Origin of the sequence: Actinocrinis sp. (assembly GCF_035653575.1) — a bacterium.
In the GTDB taxonomy this organism is placed as follows: domain Bacteria; phylum Actinomycetota; class Actinomycetes; order Streptomycetales; family Catenulisporaceae; genus Actinocrinis.
On record NZ_DASRBQ010000112.1, the window covers coordinates 1 to 20,454 of the forward strand.

14 protein-coding genes are annotated in these 20,454 nt (G+C 69.3%); 5 read left to right on the forward strand and 9 right to left on the reverse strand.

What is annotated here, in order from left to right:
- Positions 1 to 123: 123 nt before the first annotated feature.
- Positions 124 to 2,076 carry a glycosyl hydrolase family 18 protein gene (locus VFA06_RS15965; RefSeq protein ID WP_324841362.1) on the reverse strand — a complete coding sequence of 651 codons (1,953 nt, stop codon included), beginning with the start codon at positions 2,074 to 2,076 and terminating at the stop codon, positions 124 to 126.
- Between the two features lie 206 nt (positions 2,077 to 2,282).
- On the opposite strand from VFA06_RS15965, the gene VFA06_RS15970 reads away from it, so the two are divergent.
- Together VFA06_RS15970 and VFA06_RS15975 are read left to right on the forward strand one after the other, a co-directional pair.
- The gene (locus VFA06_RS15970) at positions 2,283 to 2,432 is read left to right on the forward strand and encodes a hypothetical protein (RefSeq protein ID WP_324841363.1); all 150 of its coding nucleotides are present in this window, start codon (positions 2,283 to 2,285) and stop codon (positions 2,430 to 2,432) included.
- Between the two features lie 429 nt (positions 2,433 to 2,861).
- Positions 2,862 to 4,418: an LCP family protein gene (locus tag VFA06_RS15975; protein ID WP_324841364.1), complete on the forward strand. Its 1,557-nt coding sequence runs from the start codon at positions 2,862 to 2,864 to the stop codon at positions 4,416 to 4,418.
- Between the two features lie 74 nt (positions 4,419 to 4,492).
- Here VFA06_RS15975 and VFA06_RS15980 read toward each other — a convergent pair whose 3' ends face one another.
- A complete protein-coding gene (locus VFA06_RS15980) occupies positions 4,493 to 5,227 on the reverse strand; it encodes a winged helix-turn-helix domain-containing protein (protein WP_349260206.1) in 735 nt (244 codons plus the stop codon).
- Between the two features lie 56 nt (positions 5,228 to 5,283).
- Here VFA06_RS15980 and VFA06_RS15985 point away from each other — a divergent pair, with 56 nt between their 5' ends.
- Positions 5,284 to 5,967: a flavin reductase family protein gene (locus VFA06_RS15985; protein WP_324841366.1), complete on the forward strand. Its 684-nt coding sequence runs from the start codon at positions 5,284 to 5,286 to the stop codon at positions 5,965 to 5,967.
- A gap of 62 nt (positions 5,968 to 6,029) precedes the next feature.
- Here the strand turns inward: VFA06_RS15985 and VFA06_RS15990 are convergent, their stop codons facing one another.
- Positions 6,030 to 6,815 carry a PIG-L deacetylase family protein gene (locus tag VFA06_RS15990; protein ID WP_349260207.1) on the reverse strand — a complete coding sequence of 262 codons (786 nt, stop codon included), beginning with the start codon at positions 6,813 to 6,815 and terminating at the stop codon, positions 6,030 to 6,032.
- Between the two features lie 261 nt (positions 6,816 to 7,076).
- On the opposite strand from VFA06_RS15990, the gene VFA06_RS15995 reads away from it, so the two are divergent.
- Positions 7,077 to 10,670, forward strand: coding sequence for a ricin-type beta-trefoil lectin domain protein (locus VFA06_RS15995; protein ID WP_324841368.1), 3,594 nt, complete (start codon positions 7,077 to 7,079; stop codon positions 10,668 to 10,670).
- A 23-nt stretch (positions 10,671 to 10,693) separates the two neighbouring features.
- On the opposite strand, the gene VFA06_RS16000 is transcribed toward VFA06_RS15995, so the two are convergent.
- The 4 genes from VFA06_RS16000 to VFA06_RS16015 form a co-directional block, all read right to left on the reverse strand.
- Positions 10,694 to 11,485, reverse strand: coding sequence for an SAM-dependent methyltransferase (locus tag VFA06_RS16000; RefSeq protein WP_324841369.1), 792 nt, complete (start codon positions 11,483 to 11,485; stop codon positions 10,694 to 10,696).
- Positions 11,486 to 11,604: 119 nt separating this feature from the next.
- Complete coding sequence (locus VFA06_RS16005; RefSeq protein WP_324841370.1) at positions 11,605 to 12,876, reverse strand: ABC transporter ATP-binding protein; 1,272 nt, start codon at positions 12,874 to 12,876, stop codon at positions 11,605 to 11,607.
- A gap of 5 nt (positions 12,877 to 12,881) precedes the next feature.
- The gene (locus tag VFA06_RS16010; protein ID WP_324841371.1) at positions 12,882 to 14,525 is read right to left on the reverse strand and encodes an iron ABC transporter permease; all 1,644 of its coding nucleotides are present in this window, start codon (positions 14,523 to 14,525) and stop codon (positions 12,882 to 12,884) included.
- The gene (locus VFA06_RS16015) at positions 14,522 to 15,580 is read right to left on the reverse strand and encodes an extracellular solute-binding protein (protein WP_324841372.1); all 1,059 of its coding nucleotides are present in this window, start codon (positions 15,578 to 15,580) and stop codon (positions 14,522 to 14,524) included. Before VFA06_RS16015 ends, VFA06_RS16010 begins: the two co-directional genes overlap by 4 nt.
- 492 nt (positions 15,581 to 16,072) lie before the next feature.
- On the opposite strand from VFA06_RS16015, the gene VFA06_RS16020 reads away from it, so the two are divergent.
- Entirely contained in the window at positions 16,073 to 17,104 is a 1,032-nt protein-coding gene (locus VFA06_RS16020; RefSeq protein WP_324841373.1) for a multicopper oxidase domain-containing protein, read from the forward strand.
- A gap of 104 nt (positions 17,105 to 17,208) precedes the next feature.
- Here VFA06_RS16020 and VFA06_RS16025 read toward each other — a convergent pair whose 3' ends face one another.
- Both VFA06_RS16025 and VFA06_RS16030 read right to left on the reverse strand, forming a co-directional pair.
- Positions 17,209 to 18,084 carry a VIT1/CCC1 transporter family protein gene (locus VFA06_RS16025; RefSeq protein WP_324841374.1) on the reverse strand — a complete coding sequence of 292 codons (876 nt, stop codon included), beginning with the start codon at positions 18,082 to 18,084 and terminating at the stop codon, positions 17,209 to 17,211.
- Positions 18,085 to 18,475: 391 nt separating this feature from the next.
- Complete coding sequence (locus VFA06_RS16030; protein ID WP_324841375.1) at positions 18,476 to 20,350, reverse strand: IucA/IucC family protein; 1,875 nt, start codon at positions 20,348 to 20,350, stop codon at positions 18,476 to 18,478.
- Between the last annotated feature and the right edge of the window lie 104 nt (positions 20,351 to 20,454).

Genomic DNA, 20,454 nt, shown 5'->3' on the forward strand with positions numbered 1-20,454 from the left:
GCGGCCGCCCCGACCGCGTTCACCCTCAACGGCACCGCCTGCTCCGTCGGCTGACCTTCGCGAGCCGCGGGGCCGCCCCTGAGCTGCGCCAGGGGCGGCCCCGCTTTTTGTTGGGACGCTAACTCAACAGGCTCCGTTGTCGGTCCAGACGTTCTGCGCGTTGTTGCCGGGGATATCGCCCTGAGTCCACCACTTCGCGGTCCACTTGTGACCGTTGTAGGAGACCACCGAGCCACCGTTGTACGCAGTCGTGGACACCCACGCCGGGGCCGAGCAGGTGCCGCCTCCAGTGGTGCTCGATGCGGACGGGCTCGGGTTGCCGCCTCCGCTGCACGCGCCGTTGTCGGTCCAGACGTTCTGCGCGTTGTTGCCGGGGATGTCGCCCTGGGTCCACCACTTGGCGGTCCACTGGTGGCCGTTGTAGGAGACCACCGCGCCACCGTTGTACGCGGTCGTAGACACCCACGCCGGAGCCGAGCAGGAGCCGGTGCCGCCGGTCGGGGAGGCCGAGGGCGAGGTGCTCGGGCTCGGCGAACCGCCGCCGGTCGAGGTCGGGCTGGCGCTCGCGCTCGGCGACGGCGGCGCGGCCGGGCACTGCGAGGCCGAGCCGTTGACATCGGTGACCGTGTCGTTGAACAGCGTCGCGGCCGGGTCGAGGTCGTAGAGCGAGAACATCATCGCGCCGCCGAGGCCGTTGCAGTGCAGGTAGTCGGCCTTGGCCTGGATCGACTGGGCGTCCTCGCCGGTCCAGAAGTTGGAGCCGTCGTAGAAGTAGGCCGCCTGCGCCGCCGGATCCCAGAAGGTGTCCGACGAGTTGTCCACGACGCCGCTCAGTTCCTTGTACATCCGGATCCCCGGCACGTTGCCGGAGAGGGCAGCGCCGGTGGCCGGACCGCTGGCCGCCTGGAACAGGCCGTGGTTCGCGCCGGCCGACACCCCGGTCCAGCCGCGGTAGTAGAACGGCACGCCGATGGTCAGCTTGCTCGCCGGGAAGCCGCCGGGTATCCCGTACTGCGGATCACCGACCGTCCAGGCCTTGACCGCCTCGTCGACCGTGTACTTCGAGGTCCCGGGGGCGACCGGGCTCATCGGGTCGTTCGGGTTGTCGTAGATCGGAGCCTGGTGGTTGGTCGGGCCGGTGCTCTCCCAGCCGCCGTGCATGTCGTAGGACATCACGTCGGCGAAGGTCAGGTACTGCCCGACGTTATTGGTCTCGATGTCCGCGATCTTGTCCTGGCCGGCCGGAACGGCGGCGGACAGCGTGTACTGCTTGCCGGTGCTGCTGGTCAGGGCGTTGAGTTCGGTGCGGAACTCCTGGAGCAGCAAGGTGTAGTTCTGCTTGTCCGCGGCCGAGTAGTGGTTGCCGAGGTGGCCGCCGGCGTTGCCCGGGTACTCCCAGTCGATGTCGAAGCCTGAGAAGATGCCGGCCGCGGTGCCGGGGCCGCCGTAGCCGCCCTGCGACGGGATGTTGCCCTTGATGAACATGTCGATGCAGGAGGAGACGAACTTCTGCCGCGAGGCCGCGGTGGCCGCCACGTCGGAGAAGTACTTCGAGTAGGTCCAGCCGCCCAGGGAGACCTCGACCTTGAGGTTCGGGTACTTCTTCTCCAGCTCCTGCAGCTGGTGGAAGTTGCCGACGATCGGCATGCCGTAGGCGTCGGAGGTGCCGTCCACCGAGATCGAGGAGTCGTACGACTTCTGGTAGTCGGCGAAGGAGTCGCCCGCGCCGTCGCCGGCGTTCGGGTCGCTCTCGCCGCCGGGGTCAGGGTCGGTGGCCTTCGTGGTCTCGAAGCAGGTGAGGTTCGTCGGGTCGATGTTCTCGAAGTCGTATATCAGGTAGTTGATCTTCCCGGCGAGGCCCTCGGTGTCGAGGTTCTTGGGGTAGAAGGCGTTCTGGTAGATCGACCACTGGTCGAAGTAGGCGATCTTCAGGCCGCCGGAGGTCGCCGCGGCGCCGGTGGTGTTGGTCGGTGCGGCCTGGGCGTTGGTCGCCCCGAGCAGCGCCATGCTCGTGCCGACCGCGACGGCGGCCGCGGTGGTCGCCGCCGCGAGTACGGCGCGTCTGGGTCTACGCATGTCTCCTGGCTCCAGTGAGGGGTGGGAAGGGAGTGCGCCGGACGGCCGGATCGGGCGCAGTGCGGGCGCCGGATCCGGCCGGGCTTTGGGGGTGGATGCGTGGTCGGAATGCAGCTGAGGGCAGTGCGGATTCGGGTGCGGGCCGGATCCGCTAGCGGGGGCCGGTCGCCGGATAGGCGGGCGCCGCGTCAGCGAAGGCGGAGGTCGTGGGCGCCGAGTTCGCGGCGGCGCAGTACCCGGACGCGGACGCGGAGCGCGCGGACGGGCAAGCCCCGGGCGGGGGCGGGCAAGACCGGCGGGGCCGGCTGGTTGAACGGCGATTCGACACCATCGTCGTCGCGACTCCAATCGGGTGAACGGCCACCGGCCGTCCGCCGCGGAGTCCGGCCGGCCGAAGGGCCGGGTGGGCGGACTCACGCCGCGCGGGGGCAGGTTGGCTCGATCCGACGGATGCGCCGTCCACCGGAGAGGGCAACGTCAACGGTCTACCGACCCGGATCACGCTTGTCAAGATAGGTCTAGTCCAATCGGACTAGACCAGACAACGATGTCAGCAGGCAGTGCGCAGGTCGGCGCTTAGGCAGCGAGGCTTACCAGCCGCGCTTAATGTTCAGTTGAAGCTTTCTTGGCCGCGTCCCGGCATCAATGCCGGAGGATCGGCCGACCCACGGGTAAGCAGCTAGACCGCTCCGCGCTCCTCGACATGGACCATGCCGTTGCCTCGCCGTGACACTTTGATACACAAGCCGCGATTCCGCGGCCCCGGGCGAGACGTCATTGCGGGCATGACCCACCGACGGAAACGCAAGCGCAAGGCACTGAAGTGGATCGGGCTCTCGCTGGCCGCAGTCGTGCTCGCCACCGGCGGCGCGGCCGCGTACGTCTACGTGCACTTCAACCAAAACCTCAAGAGCGCGCCGCTGCTGCCGCAGGGCGTGACTCAGTCCCCTGAGGCGTCGAACCGCTTCGGCCAGAGCGCGATGAACATCCTGCTGCTCGGCAACGCCGGGCGGATCGACGCCGCGGACTGCCATCTCGGCGGCGCCTGCGCGGACACGGCGCCGACCGCGGACACGATGATGGTGCTGCACCTGGCCGCCGACCGCTCGAACATGACGGTGATGTCGATCCCGCGCGATTCGATCGTGAACCTGCCGGCCTGCGCGCACGACCCGGTGGACCTGATCAACGCCTCCCTGGTGCACGGCCCGTCGTGCTCGGTCGAGGCGGTACACGACCTGACCGGGCTGACTATCGACCACTTCATCGAGATCGACATGGCCGGCATCGTGACGATGTCGAATGCCCTCGGCGGGGTGCCGGTGTGCGTCACCAACAACATCGAGGACGACTTCTCGCACCTGAAGCTGCCGAAGGGCACCACCGTGGTCCAGGGCACGCAGGCGCTCGGCTGGCTGCGCACCCGGCACGCGTTCATCAACGAGGTCTACCGCGAGCAGGCTCAGCACCTGTTCATGGCGGCGCTGCTGCGCAAGCTCAAGGACAACGCCTCGCTCACGCACGTGATGACGCTCTACTCGGTCGCGGACGCGGCGACCAAGGCGCTGACCGTGGACTCCCAGCTGAGCAGCGTGACGGATCTGCTGAGCCTGGCGCAGGAGATCGGGAAGGTGCCGACGAGCCGGGTCACGATGCTGTCGGTGCCGACGGTGGACTATTCGGGCCCGAACGCGGCGTGGCGGCTGAGCCAGCTGCAGTTCCAGCAGCCCGAGGCGGACCAGATGTTCGCGGCGATCAGGGCCGACACTCCGTATACCCGCGCCGCGGCCTCCGGCTCGACGTCCTCGTCGGCGGGATCGCCCACAGCGGCGCCGCCTTCCGTCACGAGCAGAGGTTCGCAGGGTTCTGGGACCGTGTCGGTGAACAAGGCGGTGTCGGTGAACAAGGCGGCGGTACGCGTGCTGATCGAGAACGGCAGCGGCGTCAACGGGCGTGCCGCCGCGATCCAGTCCGCGCTGGCGGGCGACGGCTTCACCAGTGCGCTGCTCACGACCGGCAACGCGACGCCCACGCACACCAGCGCGCTCTACTTCCCGGCCAATCGCGCCGACTCGGCGGCAGCGGTCGCCGCCGCGCTCGGGATTCCCAGCTCCGTGATGCACGAGTCCGGGGACTTCGCGCAGGTGACGCTCATCATCGGGGGCGACTGGACCAGTGGGACGGCCTTCGTGTCGGCGAAGACCGGCAGCGGCTCCGTCTCGTCACCGCCGACCGGCGGTTCGTCCTCGAACACGACCGCCGCGCCGCCTCCGGACAACTCACTCATGACGAATGGCGCCGACGCGAACGCCTGCGTGTATGTGCCGCACCCGGAATGGTGAGCGGTTGCCCGCAGGGCGGCCCGACGTATAAAGGTCCTGATTAACTGAGTCGGACGGATCCGCGCAGCATCGATTCAGGACCGGCGCCGTTCCAGGACCTCCGCGGGCAAACCGAGTCCGCTGGACAGCGCCTCGCGTCCGGTGTCCGTCACGGTCACCGCGCGCGTCGAGCCGACTCGAGTGATCCAGCCCCGGTCGAACGCGTGCCGGCACACGGCGGCGCCGACCGCTCCGGCCAGATGCGGGCGCCGCTCGGTCCAATCGAGGCAGGAGCGCACGGCCGGCCGGCGCGCGCTCGCGCGGACCTCGATGCCCAGATCGGCGAGCCACTTGCCGCCCGCTTCGGTCAGCGCGAGGCCGTGTGCCCAGTTCAACAGTCCGCGTTCGGTCATCGCGTCCGCGATCGCCACGCCGACGACGCCCGCGAGGTGGTCGTAGCAGGTTCGCGCGTGGGCGAGTGCTTGGCGCCGGTTGGCGGCGGACAGCGAGCTGACGGGCGCGACCCGCTCAGGGGCGAGCGCGGCGAGGTTCTCGACCAGCTCGGCGACCTGTTGGTTGGCCAGCCGCACGTAGCGGTGCCGCCCCTGCCGTTCCTCCGTGAAGAGGCTCCCGGCGACCAGCGCGTTCAGGTGCTCGGTCGCCGTGGACGCGGCCACACCCGCGTGCCGGGCGAGTTCGGTGGCGGTCCAAGCCCGGCCGTCCAGCAGGGCGAGGCAGAACGCGGCGCGCGTCTCGTCGCCGATGAGCCTGGCCACGGAAGCGAGATCGGGGCCGCTGGTGCGCGCGGATTTTGCGTCCATATCTCCCATTGTCGTCGGCAACGCTTCGGCCGGCGCCGAAGCGTCCGCTGCCTAGGCTCGCGACCATGGACGCAGCAACCACCGAAGCCACCGCTCCGGCCGGCAGCCGGGATCGGACGACCGATCAGGTAGCGCAGGCAGCGATCGAGCACATAACGATCGAGCCGAGCATTCTGTACTTCGGCACGCCGGTCGTCCTGCTCTCCACCGAGAACGAGGACGGCTCACCGAACCTCGCGCCGATGTCCTCCGCGTGGGCGCTCGGCCGCACCGTAGTGCTCGGCCTCGGCCGCGACGGACAGACCGCGTACAACCTCGTCAGACGCCCCGACCTGGTGATCAACCTGCCGGCTCCGGCGCAGTGGCGCGAGGTCGAGCGGCTCGCCCCGCTGACCGGCCGCGACCCGGTGCCCGCGTCGAAGCACGCGGGCTGCCGCTTCGAGCCGGACAAGTTCGGCGCGGCAGGGCTGCGACCCGAGCCCGCGCACACGGTGCGGCCGCCGCGCGTGGCGCAGTGCCCGCTGCAATTGGAGGCGCGCGCCGCCCGGGTCCGGGCGGATGTCTCCGGCGACTTCGTGATCGTTGAAGCCGTCGTGCGCAAAGTGCACGCCGATCCGCGCATCGTGGTGCCCGGGACGGACCACGTCGACCCGGCCGCGTGGAGTCCGCTGATCTACAACTTCCGGCACTACTTCGGCCTCGGGCCGGAGCTCGGCCATTCCTATCGGAGCCAAACGCCCCGGGAGTAACAGGCACCGCCGCATCTCACGGCCTGAGTGATCACCTTCGCCGCGATGCTCCGGCACCTCGGCTACACGATCTTCTCGCGCACGAATCCGCCGACCACGGCGTCAGGGTCCACGTACCACTCGTGGCCGAGTAAGAGCGCGAACAACGGCGTCGGTAGGCCCGCCAACGCGCGCAGCGGTAGCGACGCGCGCCCCTTTCCCCGCACCTGCGAGGCGTGGCACGCCAGCGCCGCGCGCTTAGCCCCGGCGAAGCGGCGCACATCGACCCGGTGCGTTATCGCGGCGCGCGGGCTGTAGGACGTGCGGATCGTCTCCGGGTCGTAGCCGCGCAGCAGGCCGACCGCGCGCAGCACCTGGAAGGTCCGCACCAGGGGTTCGCGCGGCGCGGTCGCCTGCAGGACGCGACGCACCTCGGCCAGGCGGGCGGCTCGCGCGCCGACCTCGTGGACGCGAACGTGGTCGCGATGCCCGTACCCGCCTTGCGGGTCGTAGGTGATCAGCACGTCGGCGTGTTCCTCGCGCAGGATGTCGGCGAGCCGCTGTGCCGCTTGCTCGATCGGCGCACGGGCGAAGCGCGCGCGATCGGCCGGGTCGGGGAAGAAGACCGGCCCCCAGCCGCTGTCCGCGTAGCCGAGGTGGGCGACCCGCGCCACGCCGAGCACCCGGGCGCTGGCGCGCAGCTCGTCGAGCCGTCGCGTCGCGTCCTCGCCGGTCGCCTCGCCGGTGACCCCGTCACAGGCCACGACGATGACGGTGCGATGGCCTTCACTGGCGAGGCGCGCGAGGGTGCCACCGGTGAGCAGAGCCTCGTCATCCGGGTGCGCGTGAAAGGCGACGACCGTGGCCATGCGCAGCATGGTGACGTCGCCGGCGGTGCGGATCAAGGGCGCATCAGAGGCCATACGCGATCGTTACCAGACGCTAACGAAACCCTTGGTAATCCGTCGTCGGGCCGTGACCACTGCGCCGCCTTTGTTCGGTCACGGGGAGAATTGATCGGACCTCTGTTCGAGCCGGTTCTGCTCTGACCGGTCTTGTTCGACTGCTGTGTTTCTGCTAAACAGCAAACTGACAACGTTGTCAACCCCGCGCCTCATTGTGGAGCAGGCATGTACCCACAATCGCCCCGCACCACCTCTCCGACCACGACCCCGACCCCGACCTCGGCCCGCACGCTGACCGCGACCGCCGCGCTGCTCGCCCTTCTCGGCACCGCGCTCGTCACCTCCGCTCCCCCGGCGGCCGCCAAATCGGCGCGCGCGACCGCCGCCCACGCCACTGTCACCGACGGCAGCGCCCGCTTCGAGGTGCTCACCCCGACGCTGATCCGCCTCGAATACGCCGGCGACGGCAAGTTCCAGGATGCCGCGACGTTCAACGCGGTGAACCGATCATTCCCGGCCGTACCGTTCACCACCTCGGTCAGCGGGGGCTATCGGCAGATCGACACCGGCTCGCTCACCCTGCGCTACAAGGAAGGCAGCGGGCCGTTCACCGCCGCCAACACGTCGGTCGTCGTCTCCGGAACCAACGTCACCGCCGCACCCTCCTTTCCCTCCTACTGCGCCTTCGCCACGGCCTGCGAGGCCGAGAACAGCCTGCTGAGCTGGGGTGCCGCGACCGCCTACGACCACGGCAACTACACCGGCTCCGGCTTCGTCGCCGGATTCAACCAGGCGCACAGCGGGATTCAGCAGGACGTCTCGGCAGTCCCGTCCTCCGGCACCTACCAACTCAGTGTTCGATATGCCAACGCGACCGGCGGCGACGGACAGGACACCACGCGTACCCTCTCGACCACCGTCAACGGCGCACCGGGTCCGACGCTGACCCTCCCGGTCACAGCATCCTGGGACACTTGGTCGACTGTGTCCGTTCCGGTCAGCCTCAAGGCCGGCGTGAACACGATCGGCATCGTGCAGAACCCGTCCGACAGCGGCAACGTGAACCTCGACAGCCTCGCCGTCACGGCCTCCGGCGCCTCCTATCCGCCGCCGGGCGCTTCGAGCTCGCTGCTGACCACGGCATACGGCGCCGGGCCGAAGGACACGCTCGGCGGCTGGGCCAGCTCGCTGGACAACCAGAATCCCGCCACCTCGATCGAGCACCCGGGCATCCTGGATCGCGACGGCTGGTATCTGCTGGACGACTCGCGCTCGGCACTGCTCAACGCGAACGGCACCGTGACCGATCGGCCGTCCCACGGCACGCAGCCCTATCAGGACGGCTACTTCTTCGGTTACGGCACGAACTACAAGCAGGGCCTCTCCGATCTCAATGCACTGACCGGCGGGGCGGACCTGCTGCCAGAATCCGCTTACGGCGTCTGGTATTCGCGCTACTACGCCTACACCGCCGCCGACTACGAGAACACGCTGCTGCCCACCTTCCGCAGCACCTTCACGCCACTGGACTGGCTGGTCGTGGACACCGACTGGAAGGCACCGAACCAGTGGGACGGCTGGAACTGGAACAGCGCCCTGTTCCCCGACCCGAACGCGTTCATGGCCTGGACGCAACAACAGGGCCTTGAGACCTCGTTCAACATCCACGTAGGCATCGCCGGCAACGATCCGCAGTTCCCCGCCGCGAACTCCACCGCCGGGGGCCTTTCCCCCGACCCCGGCCGCTCCGGCGACTACGAGTTCGACTGGTCGAATCCGAACCAGCTGGCCGCCTATTTCAACCTGCACAAGCCCTTCGAGCAGCAGGGCGTGCGTCAATGGTGGCTGGATTACTGCGGTGGCTGCGGCAATTCCACCGCGAGCGACCCGCACGTCGCCCCGGACAACCTCATCAACCAGGCATACGCGCAGGATGACGCGGCACGCGGGCTGCGCGGCTTCTCCTTCGGCCGCATCGGCTCCTCCGCGCAGGCCGGCGACCTGGGCACGTACGCGCTCGGGCCGTGGTCCGAGCGGCGCAACACGATGCAGTTCACCGGCGACACCGAGGCGACCTGGGCGATGATGTCGCTCGAGGCGCACTTCGCCGGGGACGAGGCCGCGGCCGGAATCTCCAACGTCAGCAACGACATCGGCAGCTTCCACGGCAACCACCTGGCCGACGACATGTACGCGCGGTGGGTGCAACTCGGCACCTTCCAACCGATCGATCGGCTGCACTCCGATCACGGCGACCGGCTCCCGTGGAGCTACGGCGCGGCCGCGGACGCGAGCGCCGAGCGCTTCCTGCGGCTGCGCGAGGCCTTGGTGCCGTACACGTACACTCTCGCCGAACAGGCGCACGCTACCGGCGTCCCGATCATCAGGCCTCTGTATCTCGACTATCCCGGCAACAACGAGGCGTACACCTACAACCAGGAGTACCTGTACGGCGACAACGTCCTCGTCGCGCCGATCACCTCCCCGAACGACGCCAACGGCAACGGCGCGGTCAGCGCCTGGATCCCGCCGGGCACCTGGACCGACTACTTCACCGGCACCAGCTACACCGGCCCGACCACCGTCACCATCACCGACCCGCTTTCGGCGATGCCGGTGCTGATCAAGAGCGGCGGCATTATGCCGACGCGCACCGACTACGTCCAGGACGCCGCGCAGAAGCCGCTGACCCAGCTCACGGTTTCAGTCGCGGCCGGATCGGACGGCTCGTTCTCGCTCTACCAGGACGCGGGCGAAGGCGCCGGCTACCAGAGCGGCCAGTCCACGAGCACACCGATCTCGTGGAGCGACGCCGCGCGGACGCTGACCATCGGAGCCGACAGCGGCGGTTTCAGCGGCGCGGCAAGCCAGCGTTCTTACACGCTGCGGCTGTCGAACGCGAACGCGCCGACGGCGGTGTTCGTCGACGGCGTTCAGGTCCCGGAAACCGCGTGGTCCTACAACCCGAATCTGCGGACGACTACCGTCGTCACCGGCGCGCTTCCGGTCAGTTCGGCGCACACCATCACGCTGAGCGGCAGCGCGACCGCGAATCCGACGAGCGGAGAGGTCATCGGCGACGGCGGCCTTTGCCTCGACGTACGCGGCGGATCGACGGCGAACGCAACGCCGATTCAGCTGTACACCTGCAATCACACCGCCGCGCAGCAGATCACGTATACGACCGCGAACACTGTGCAGGTTCTCGGTAAGTGCCTCGATGCCGCCAACGCGGGCACGGCGAACGGTACGCCGGTGCAGCTGTTCGACTGCAACGGCTCCGCTTCCCAGACCTGGGTCGCCGGGACGAACGGCGCACTGATCAATCCGCAATCAGGGCGCTGTCTCGATGTACCGAACGGCAACACCACGCCGGGCGCGGTGCAAGTACAGCTCTACGACTGCAACGGTTCGGCAGCCCAGCTCTGGAAGCTGCCGCCAGGTCCGATCAATGGGCCCGGCGGGCTGTGCGTGGACGTGGCCGGCGCCGATCCGTCGTATGCGACGGCTGTGCAGCTCTACACATGCAACCAGACTGATGCGCAGCGCTGGTACGCGCCCGGTGACAACACGATCCGCGTCTTCGGTAAGTGCCTCGACGTGCGCAATGCGGGAACCGCAAACGGAACGCAGGTTCAGCTGTTCGACTGCAATGGCACCGGTTCCCAAGCGTGGGTGAGCCAGTCCAACAACTCGCTGCTCAACCCGCAATCAGGACGCTGCCTCGACGACCCGAACAACAACGAGGCCTCCGGCGACCTGCTTCAGATCTACGACTGCAACGGCACCGCGGCGCAACAGTTCCGCCTCGGCGGCTGAAGCCCACCCGCTGACGTCGCCGGTCAACCGACCCGGCCGAGCCCGCCGAGCATCCCCGGCACGGGCTCGGCCGAGCCGGGTTCCGGATGCCAAGCACCGACCCAGACCAATCCCGGCGGCACGAGTTGCGCGTCGCCGAACAACGCCGTCACCCCGGCTCGCGTGCGCGGATGCGCCTGCACGGTGGCCTGCTTCGTCGCCTCAGCCAGGCCGTCCATGTCCACCTCCGGATCGTCGGCGCTGATATGCGAGATCGCCAGGTACGAGCCGGGAACCAGCGCCTTGCGATAGCGGGCCAGCATGGCGGCGGGATCGGAGGCGTCGTCGAAGTACTGCATCACCGAGAGCGCCAGCACCGCGACCGGCCGGCTGAAGTCCAGCAGCCCGGCGACCGTCGGCGCGGACAGCACGGTCTGCGAGTCGCGCAGGTCGGCGTGGGTGATCGTCGCGTTCTGATTGCCCTCGATGATGCGTGAGCTGTACGCGACGGCGACCGGCTCGCTGTCGACATAAGCGACCCTCGCATCCGGCGTGACGCGGGCGGCGACCTCATGCACGTTGCCCACAGTCGGAATCCCGGAGCCCAGATCAAGGAACTGAGTCACGCCGTGCCGGCACAGCCAGGTGACCACGCGCCGCAGGAAGTGCCGGTTCTCCCGCACCATCGGCACCACACGCGAGTCGATGGCGATCATCCGGTCGCCCAGCTCCCGGTCCACGGCGAAGTTCGACGAGCCGCCGAGCCAGTAGTCGTATACCCGCGCCGGGTTGGCCACCGTCACTTCCGGGTCGAAGTGCACGCCGCCGTCAGCCATCGTCGCCTCCCGCTCGGTCTCCGGGACTCAACCTAGACCGTCGCGCACCTTCATCGCAGCGTGGGGGTGCTGGCCCGAACCATCAGCACCCCGACGCTGCTCCTGCACGCCTCCGCGGATCACGCGGCTGCGGCGACGTCCTCCGCACGCCAGACGGCGATCGGGCTGCGCACGGTGAGCTTGACGAGCGTGCCCGCCGAGAGTTGTCCGCCCGCGGGCATGCGGACGAGCAGCTTCTCGGGCAAACGCCGCACGTTGTCGGTCCGCTCGGCCTGCGGGCGCACCGTGAGCATCGCGTCGTGACCGTAGTAATCGCACCGCTCCACAAGGCCGGGGATTCCGGCCCGCGCGGAGTCGGCGTCCGCCGCGTCGTCGCACACGTCGACGGAGAACTGTTCCGGCCGGATCAGCGCGGTGGCGGTGGCGCCGACGCTGGCCGTCGTGGCCGCGGCAGCGTCCTTCGCGCCATTGCTGCTCGCACCGGCTCCCTTCGCGCCCTCACCTTCGGCGCAACCGCCGCCGCACTCGGGTAGTACCGGCAGCAGCCCGAGCGGGCCGAGGTCGGCGCCGCTCGGGGTGAGCGTCGCGTCGAGCAGGTTGGCCTCGCCGAGGAAGCACGCCAGCTGCGGGTCCGCAGGAGTGTCGTACAGCTCGCGGGCGGTGCCGTGCTGCACGACTCGGCCCTCGCGCAGGACCGCGATGCGATCGGCCATCGACAGCGCCTCATCCTGATCGTGCGTGACCAGGATCGCGGTACAGGCGGTGGCCCGCAGGATCGCCAGAACCTCCGCCCGAACCGACGTACGCAACGCGGCGTCGAGCGCGGAGAAGGGCTCGTCGAGCAGCACGAGATCCGGGCGCGGCGCGAGGGCGCGGGCGAGGGCGACGCGCTGCTGCTGGCCGCCGGAGAGCTGGTGCGGGTACCGGCTCGCCATTCCACCGAGATCGGTCAGTTCGAGCAGTTCCTCGACACGTCCAGAGCGCCGTTGCGCCCGCGGCAGACCGAACCCGACGTTCTCACGCACCGTCAGATGCGGGAAAAGCGCACCGTCCTGCGGTACGTAGCCGATGCGCCGCTTCTCCGGCGGCACCGCGCTACGAGCGTTATCCACCGTCCTATCGCCAAGCTCGATCTGTCCTCGGTCGGCGCGCTCGAAGCCGGCCAAAAGGCGCAGCATGGTGGTCTTGCCGCTGCCGGAAGGCCCGAGCACGGCGGTGAGCGCGCCGGTGCGGATGGTCAGGTCCACGCCGCGCAGCACCGGCGTCGCACCGTACGATTTATACAGGCCACTGATTCGCACGAGCGACGGCGCTGATTCGGACTGGGACTCGGCCGCGGATGCGGGCCGTGCTGCGGATTCGAGTCGCGGCAGTTCGGCGAGCTGCGTCATGGCTTTCAGGCTCCTCGTTTCTTGTCGAACCACACGCCCAGCAGATAGCCGGGCACGACCGCGATCGCCACGATCGCCGTCGCGTAGGGGGCCGCCGCGGCGTACGACTGGTCGTTCTGGAAGGCCCAGAACTGGGTGGCCAGCGTCTTGACCCCGGAGGGAAGCAACAGCAGCGTCGCGGTCAGCTCGGTGACCACGGACAGGAACACCAGGCAGAATCCGGCCGCCAGGCCCGGCGCGATCAGCGGCAGGGTCACCCGCAGCAGCGCCGCGAGCGGCCGCTTGCCCAACGAGCGCGCGGTCTCCTCGAGCCGGGCCGGGGCGTGCGCGAGGGAGGCGCGCACCGAGACCAGGGCGAGCGGGCAGAACAGCACCGAGTACGCCGCGACCATCAGGATCGGACTCTGATACAGCGGGAAGGCGTAGCGCACCGCGAAGAACACCAGCGCCATCGCGATCACCAGGCCGGGCAGGCCCTGCACGCTCAGCGTCACCGATTCCAGCACCCGGGAAAGCGGACCCGGATGCCGCTCGACCAGCAGCGCGACCGGCAGCGCCAGCAGGATCGCCCCGCCGGCCGCGAGCAGTGCGTACAGCAGCGTGGTCTCGGCGGCGGTCGGCACCGGGGCCACCGCGGGCAGCGTGGTGGGCTGCGTGCGCGTCAGCCAGTAGCCGAGCGTCGAGATCGGCACGCCGAGGGAGAGCCCGGTCAGCGCCAGGCAGCCGAGGGTCACCGGGATCACACGCAGGCCGAGCCGGTGCCGGATCGGCGGACGGCGGGCGCCGCCGCTCGCGCGGGAGACCCGGCCGTGCCGCCCCGCGGCGTAGTGCCTGGCGACCAGCACACCGAGGCCGAGCAGCACCAGGACCAGCGCCAGCGCGCTGGCCGCGGAGGTGGAGTAGGCGAGGGTGAACTCGGTGAAGATCGTGGTGGTGAAGGTCTGGAAGCGCAGGATCTCGAACGCGCCGAACTCGGCCAGCAGCGCGAGGCAGACCACCAGGCTGCCGCCGATCAGCGCGGGGCGGATCTGGTGCAGGGTCACCCGGCGGAAGGTGCCCAGCGGGCTCAGACCCAGCGAGCGGGCGGCCTCCTCGAGGCCCGGGTCGGCCTCGCGCAGCGCCGCCTTGACCGGCAGGTAGATCAGGGGATTGAGGCTGAGGGTCATCACCAGTACCGCGCCGGCCAGTCCGTGCAGCGAGGGCCACAGCGAGGACCAGGTGTATCCGACGATGAAGTCCGGAATGGCCAGCGGGATCACGATCAGCGCCGACCACATCCGCCGCAGCGGCAGATCGGTGCGTTCGGTCGCGTAAGCCGCCGCGGTGCCGAGAATCGCGCACAGGACGGTGACGCAGACCGCGAGCTCGATCGTGTTGATCAGCAGGTGCGCGGTCAGCGAGCGGAACAGCAGCCGCTGCAGCGGCGCCCAGCCGGCCTGCGCGGCCTGGTAGACCAGGAACAACATCGGCAGCAGCACCAGCGCGGAGGCGGCGAGCGACAGGCCGAGCAGGACCGGTGGGCGGCGGGCCCGGCGCGAGGCCACGAGTCCTGAGACGGCGGCGGCAGCCGCGGCCGGGGAGAGGGAGGGCGCGCTCATCGGAGCACCGTTCGCCGCGAGGGCGCCCTCCTGCATCGTCGGGGCGCTCACAGCAGTTGCGCCTGCTGGAGCAGCGAGATGGCGGTGGAGCCGTCGCCGAGCTTGTCGACGCCGACCGTGCCCGGGTTCAGCGTGGACAGCGGCGGTTCGGCCGCGTTCGCCGGGCTACCGGGCAGCACCGGGTACTCGAAGCTGTCCGAGTCGGCGATGATCTTCTCCGCCGGCGGCGAGGCCAGGAACTTGACGAACGAGGCGGCAGCGTCCTTGTGCTTGCTGGAGGCCAGGATGCCTATGCCGGAGACGCTCAGCACATAACCGGGGTCGCCGGCCGCGAAGTACGCGATGCGCGAGTGCGCCTTGTCGAACCCGCCGTCGTCCACCGCCTGCCGGTACCAGTAGTAGTTGTCCACCAGTCCGATCTGCACCTGACCGGTGTCCACGTCCTTGGTCACGGTTTCGTTGTCCGGCAGCAGGTGGGCCGCGGCGTTGGCCTTGATCCCGTTGAGCCAGTCCGTGGCGGCCTTGGTGCCGTACTTATCGGCGATGGCGGTGATCGCGGGCTGCAGGTCGGTCTCGCTGCCCGCGAAGGCGAGCTTGCCCTTGTACTTGGGATCGGCCAGCGACAGCGCCGTGGTAGGCACCTGCGACGCCGGTACGCCCGCTCCCACGACCAGGCAGGTGACTCGCGCGGTGATACCGACCCAGTCGCCCTGCGGGGAATCGTACTTGGCCGGGATCGCGGAAAGCGCTTCGGCCGGGGCCGGGGCCAGCAGGCCCTTCTCCTGCACCTGCTCAAGCGCCGGCGAGTTCTCCGCGAAGAACAGGTCGGCCGGCGACTTCGAACCCTCCTGCAGCAATTGCTGGGCGAGCGCGCCCTCGTCGTCGCTGCGGACGGTCACCTTGATATTGGGGTTCAGTTTCTCGAACGCGGACACCAGCAGCGCGGTGGTCTGCTCGTGCTGGCCGCTGTAAAGCACGAGAGTCGTGGTGCCGGACACCTGCGCCGCCGTCGCGGACGTGCCGCCCAGAGTGCTGCACCCGCTGGCCGTGGCCGCGAGGGCGATTGCGGAGAGAGGGGCGGCGATCAGTAGAGGGGTGCGGCGCATCGGCAACTCCTGGGCAAGGTGGGCGGAAAGACTCCAGACCAAGGCTCGAGCCTTAGTTAGGTTAGCCTAACCTTACTTGCGATTTCGCTTCGCGCAAGTCTCCCGGCGAGCATTTCTCCGGCAGTTCTCGCAGACCTCGAAATCGCGACCGAGCATCGGGCAGGGGTCATCGTTCCCTGATAGGTGAATCGATACTCCGGTCGGCTGAGCTGCACGCCCAGCCGACCGACCGCGTTGGTACAGCCCGACTTTCGAAGGCTGAACACGAGTGCGTCACAGGTTCGGTTCAATCTGCGGGCCGACGCAATTCGCGCGCCTTCCAACCTTGACGACGACCGCGCGCCACCCCTAGCCTCGGCTCCCAGCGTCGCTCGTTATTAGGTAAGGCTATCCAAACTTCAGGTGGCCTGCGGCGAGCCGATCCGCGTCCCGTTCTCCCGGTCTGCACCCTCGCGTGCAGCACCCACCTGCGCAGTTCTCGGAGGGTAGTCCATGACCATCGACCGTTTCCGGCTCAGTCGGCGCACGCTGTTCTCGGCGGGCGCCGCGACGACGCTGGCCGGCACCGCGCTCGCCACGACCCCGGCGGCGGACGCGGCCACCGCACCGCTGCGCCGGACCCGCACCCGCGAGTACTGGATCTCCGCCGACAGCTTCCAGCACAACCTGGTCCCCACCGGCAAAGACCTGATGATGGGCACCACCTTCAAGGCCTCCGACTCAACGTTCTGGGCCATCGGCTACCGCGCGTATACGCCCGGCTGGAAACAAGTACTCCCCGGCAACGACGACCTCGGGCCGAATACCGGCATTCCCGGCCCGATCATCCGCGCCTCGGTCGGCGACACGGTGATAGTCCACTTCCGCAACAACGACACGCATTACCGCTGGCCACACAGCATGCACACGCACGGCTTCAAGTACACGCCGGCCGGCGACGGCGCGTACATCGCGACCCAGCCGAACCTGCCGGGCCGGGCGGTGAAGGTCGGCGAGACCTACACGTACACGTGGACCGCGGTCGATTCCTCGGTCGGCACCTGGCCCTACCACGACCACTCGGTCGCACAGGGAATGGGCTCGATGGGGCCGGGCATGGAACTCGGCGCGGAACTCGGACTGCTCGGCATCGTCGCCGTCACCGACCGGCACACCCCGGCCGTGGACCGGGAGTTCGTGCTCTTCTTCCATGACCTCTACCAGGACGACGTGCCGTCGCTGTCTCAGGACTATGACTGCTTCAACGGCGCCTGCTATCTCGGCAACACCCCGACGTTCACCGCCAGGCTCGGCGAGCGGGTGCGGTGGCGGGTGGCCGCGCTCGGCAAGGAGTTCCACGTCTTCCACGTGCACGGACACCGCTGGCGCGACCCGAGCGGTCAGTACGTCGACGCGCAGATCCTCGGGCCCTCCACCACGCTGACGGTGGAATACACCGAGGACAATCCCGGCGACTGGCTCTACCACTGCCACGTCACCGACCACATGGCCGGCGGCATGGTGGGCCGGTACATCGTGCACTGATCAGCGCTCGTTCAAAAAGCGGTGCGAACGCAAGCCTGCGCGGCGCGATCCGAGGAAGAAACTCGGGTCGCGCCGCGCGGCTTTTACCCCCACCCCATCCTTCGTTATCCGACTTGTGCGCCGACGAGATGTCCGACCAGGAACGTCATGCCGGTCGCCAAGGCGCCGAGGGCGAATTGCCGGAACCCGCCCTGCGCGGCCGGCCGCTCGGCCGCCTTCGCCACGACGGCGCCGCCGCCGAAGGCGAAAAGGCTGGCCAGGATCAACGACACCTTGAACGACGCCGCGCCGACCAGATAGGGAAGCAGCGGCGTGAGCGCGCCGACGGTGAAGGCCCCGAACGAGGCGCTGGCCGCCGTCCACGGCGAGGGCAGGTCGTCCGGGTCGATGCCCAGTTCCTCGCGCGCGTGGACGGTCAGCGCCTGCTCCGGGTCGTCGGACAGCTGCCTGGCGACCTCGAGGGCGAGCGTGGGCTCGAGGCCCTTGCCCATGAACACCTCGGCGAGCTCGGCCAGCTCCCGGCCGGGATTGCGTTCCAGTTCCCGCCGCTCGGCCTCGATCTCCGCGCTGGTGACCTCGTTCTGCGAGGTGACCGAGATGTACTCGCCGGTGGCCATCGAGAACGCGCCGGCGACCAGACCCGCCAGTCCGGTCAGCAGAATCGTGTGATTCGTGGCGTGCGCTCCGGTGGCGCCGGCGATCAGCGAGGCGTTGGTGACGACGCCGTCCATCGCGCCGAACACCGCCGCGCGCAGCCAGCCGCCGGTCACGTCCCGGTGCTCGTCGGCGGGGGAACGGTTGCGGCCGAAGTAACGCGGCTCGGGCGGCGGAGGCGGCAGCCGGCGCAGCAAGGCGAGCGTGGCCGGGCTCAGATGGTTCATCGTGTGCTGAGCCGGCGGCGCCGTCTGCGTCTGGGCGCCCGGCCACGAAGGCGCGGCCTGCGGCGGATATCCGCCCGGTCCCGGCATGGGCGGCGACATCGGCGGCATCATCGAGGCCCCGGGCATAGCCGGCGGCGCCATCTGTGGCGGCATTTGCGGCGGTGCCATTTGTGGCTGTGACATTTGCGGTAGTGGCATCTGCGGTGGTGGCATCTGCGGCATGACCTGGGTCTGGGTCGGCTGCAGATTCTGCGTCGGCAGCGTCGGCCAGCCGCCACTGGTCCGCAGCAGTTCGTCATAGAGCGGAGACGAGGTCGGCGACGAACCGTCAGGGTAAGAGCCACCAGGGTACGAGCCGTCGGGCGCGAAGGTCGGCGTGGACACGGATCATCCCCCAAGGAAGTAAGACATGGAACTCTCCTGCCTGCTTTTCATTCAGCAGCTTGCTTGAGCGGCCGCACTCGCGCCCGGCCGGGTCGTCGAGCAGGCGTCATCGCCCACCGCATCGCGCCAGCGGGTTGGGAATGTCGATGTAAACCGGTTCGGCGAGCGCCGTCCCATTTCGCGCTCCGATTGCGGGGCCGCCGATTCCGGTCAGCAGGTTCGCCTCGCACCGCAGCGTGTCCGCCTCCAGCAGCGCGGTCACCGGCTGCGGCACCGTCCCGCCGCGACGCGCGAACCGGGTCAGGAAACAGCGAAGATCGTCGAGGAGCACCAGTTCGTCGGCCAGGCGCTGCGACCCGAAAGCCCCGATCAGAGCCAGCAGATTCTCGACGCCGAGCCGGTGGCCAAGGCGTTCGTCCGCGACGTCGTCGGCGACGATCGCCCCGCTCTCCCACCCCGCCCCCGGCACCCACTGCGACAACCGCCCGGCCCGCGACTCGGCGAAGTACGGCCCCTGATCACCGCGGTATCGGCCGCCCACCGGCCAGCCGCCCGCGTTCACGGCTACGAGCGTGTTCTGCTGATGGGCGTCCAGCGCGATGCCGTGCTCGGCGTACAGCCAGAGAATCGGCTCCACCACCGCGTCCAGATATCTGCCGAACCACTCGCGCGCCACCTCGTGCACCCGCCGGCGCGAGCGCACTGACAGCCCCTTGACAAGGCAGGCGAGCAGCGACGGATCGGCGCCCGGGCGCTCGGCCACCAGGCCGGCCAGGCAATGCACCAGATCGCCCGGACCGAACGGGTTCTCGCGCAGCGACACCTCGAGCCCGCTGCGCAGGTTCTCGGTGCCGGCCACGTCGACAGCGAGCCAGGCCTGGTCGCGCACGAATTCAAACCCGGGATGCGCGGCGGCCAGTTCGGCGCCAAGTCCCGCTTCGAGAATTCGATGCATTTCCACACCGCGTTTCAACTGCGCGCGCGTACATTCCTGGTACACCCCGCCGGTTCGCAATGCGAGCGGGAGCGTGAGCATCAGAGGCTTGTCAGACCGGTACACGGTCCGCAACGACGACGTCGGGTGCCACATCTGGCCCGCCGGACCTAGGTCGCGCAACACTCCGGAGCTGAGCATGGCCTGGATCGAGGGATTGCCGAGCAGCACACCGGCCTGCCACGGATGAGCCGGAATCGGCACCATCCCGTCCGGTACATCGAGGTCGGTACCGGCGATCGCGGCGATGACCGCCTCAGCGCGCTGAGACCGCGCGCTGTCGCCCGTCACCAGTTCCGGCGAGGCGGCGAACCAGTGCAGGGGGAAGCGGCCGCGCAGTTCCGGCGAGTACGCCCCCAGTTCCGCCGAGGTCAGCTCGTCACGGCTCTTGGGCGACGGGTGCAGCGGGTAGCCGGTGATGAGCGCCTGCTCGCTGGACAGGAACGGCGTCGTGCCCAGCGGATCGCCCGGCCGGTTCCACCGCTCGGCCAGAAAGCGGGCCGTGTTCGCAGCCGAATAGGCGACCCGCCCGACCAACTGCGCGACCGTGTCCTGCTGACCATCGCCGATCGCTTCGAGCGCCAACACGGCGGCGAGCGTGGCCGGGTCCACCGGCTTATGCACCGGATCCACGCCGGGACCCCAGTGCTGATCGTCGGCATAACGGTCACCGGTGTGCGCCGAATCGACGTGCCCTGTATCGATCATCCGGGCCGGGCCGAATCGGTGCCAGCCGACCGGCGACCAGTACGTGATCGGCACCTCTATACGCACCTCGGAGTTCGCCAACGTCAGCCGAAGTATTCGGTCCGCTGGCTCCGGGATCGCCCGCTCGCGCACCCAGCAACGCAGAAGGTTGCCGATGGTGACGCCGTCGGCCGCCAGGGACGGCTCGGGCCCGGCGCCCAGATCGGTGCGCGGCGCGGTACGTGCGAGGCAGGCTCCCGATCCGGCCGGCCGCACCGCACGGACGGTCTCGGTCAGCATCTCTCCTCCATGAGACCGGGCCTCCCCAGCTCGGCGGCGGGTCCGGCTACCGACGTCGTCACGCCGCAGTCCTGCGGGGCGACGCCTGCATCCGAATTCCGGCG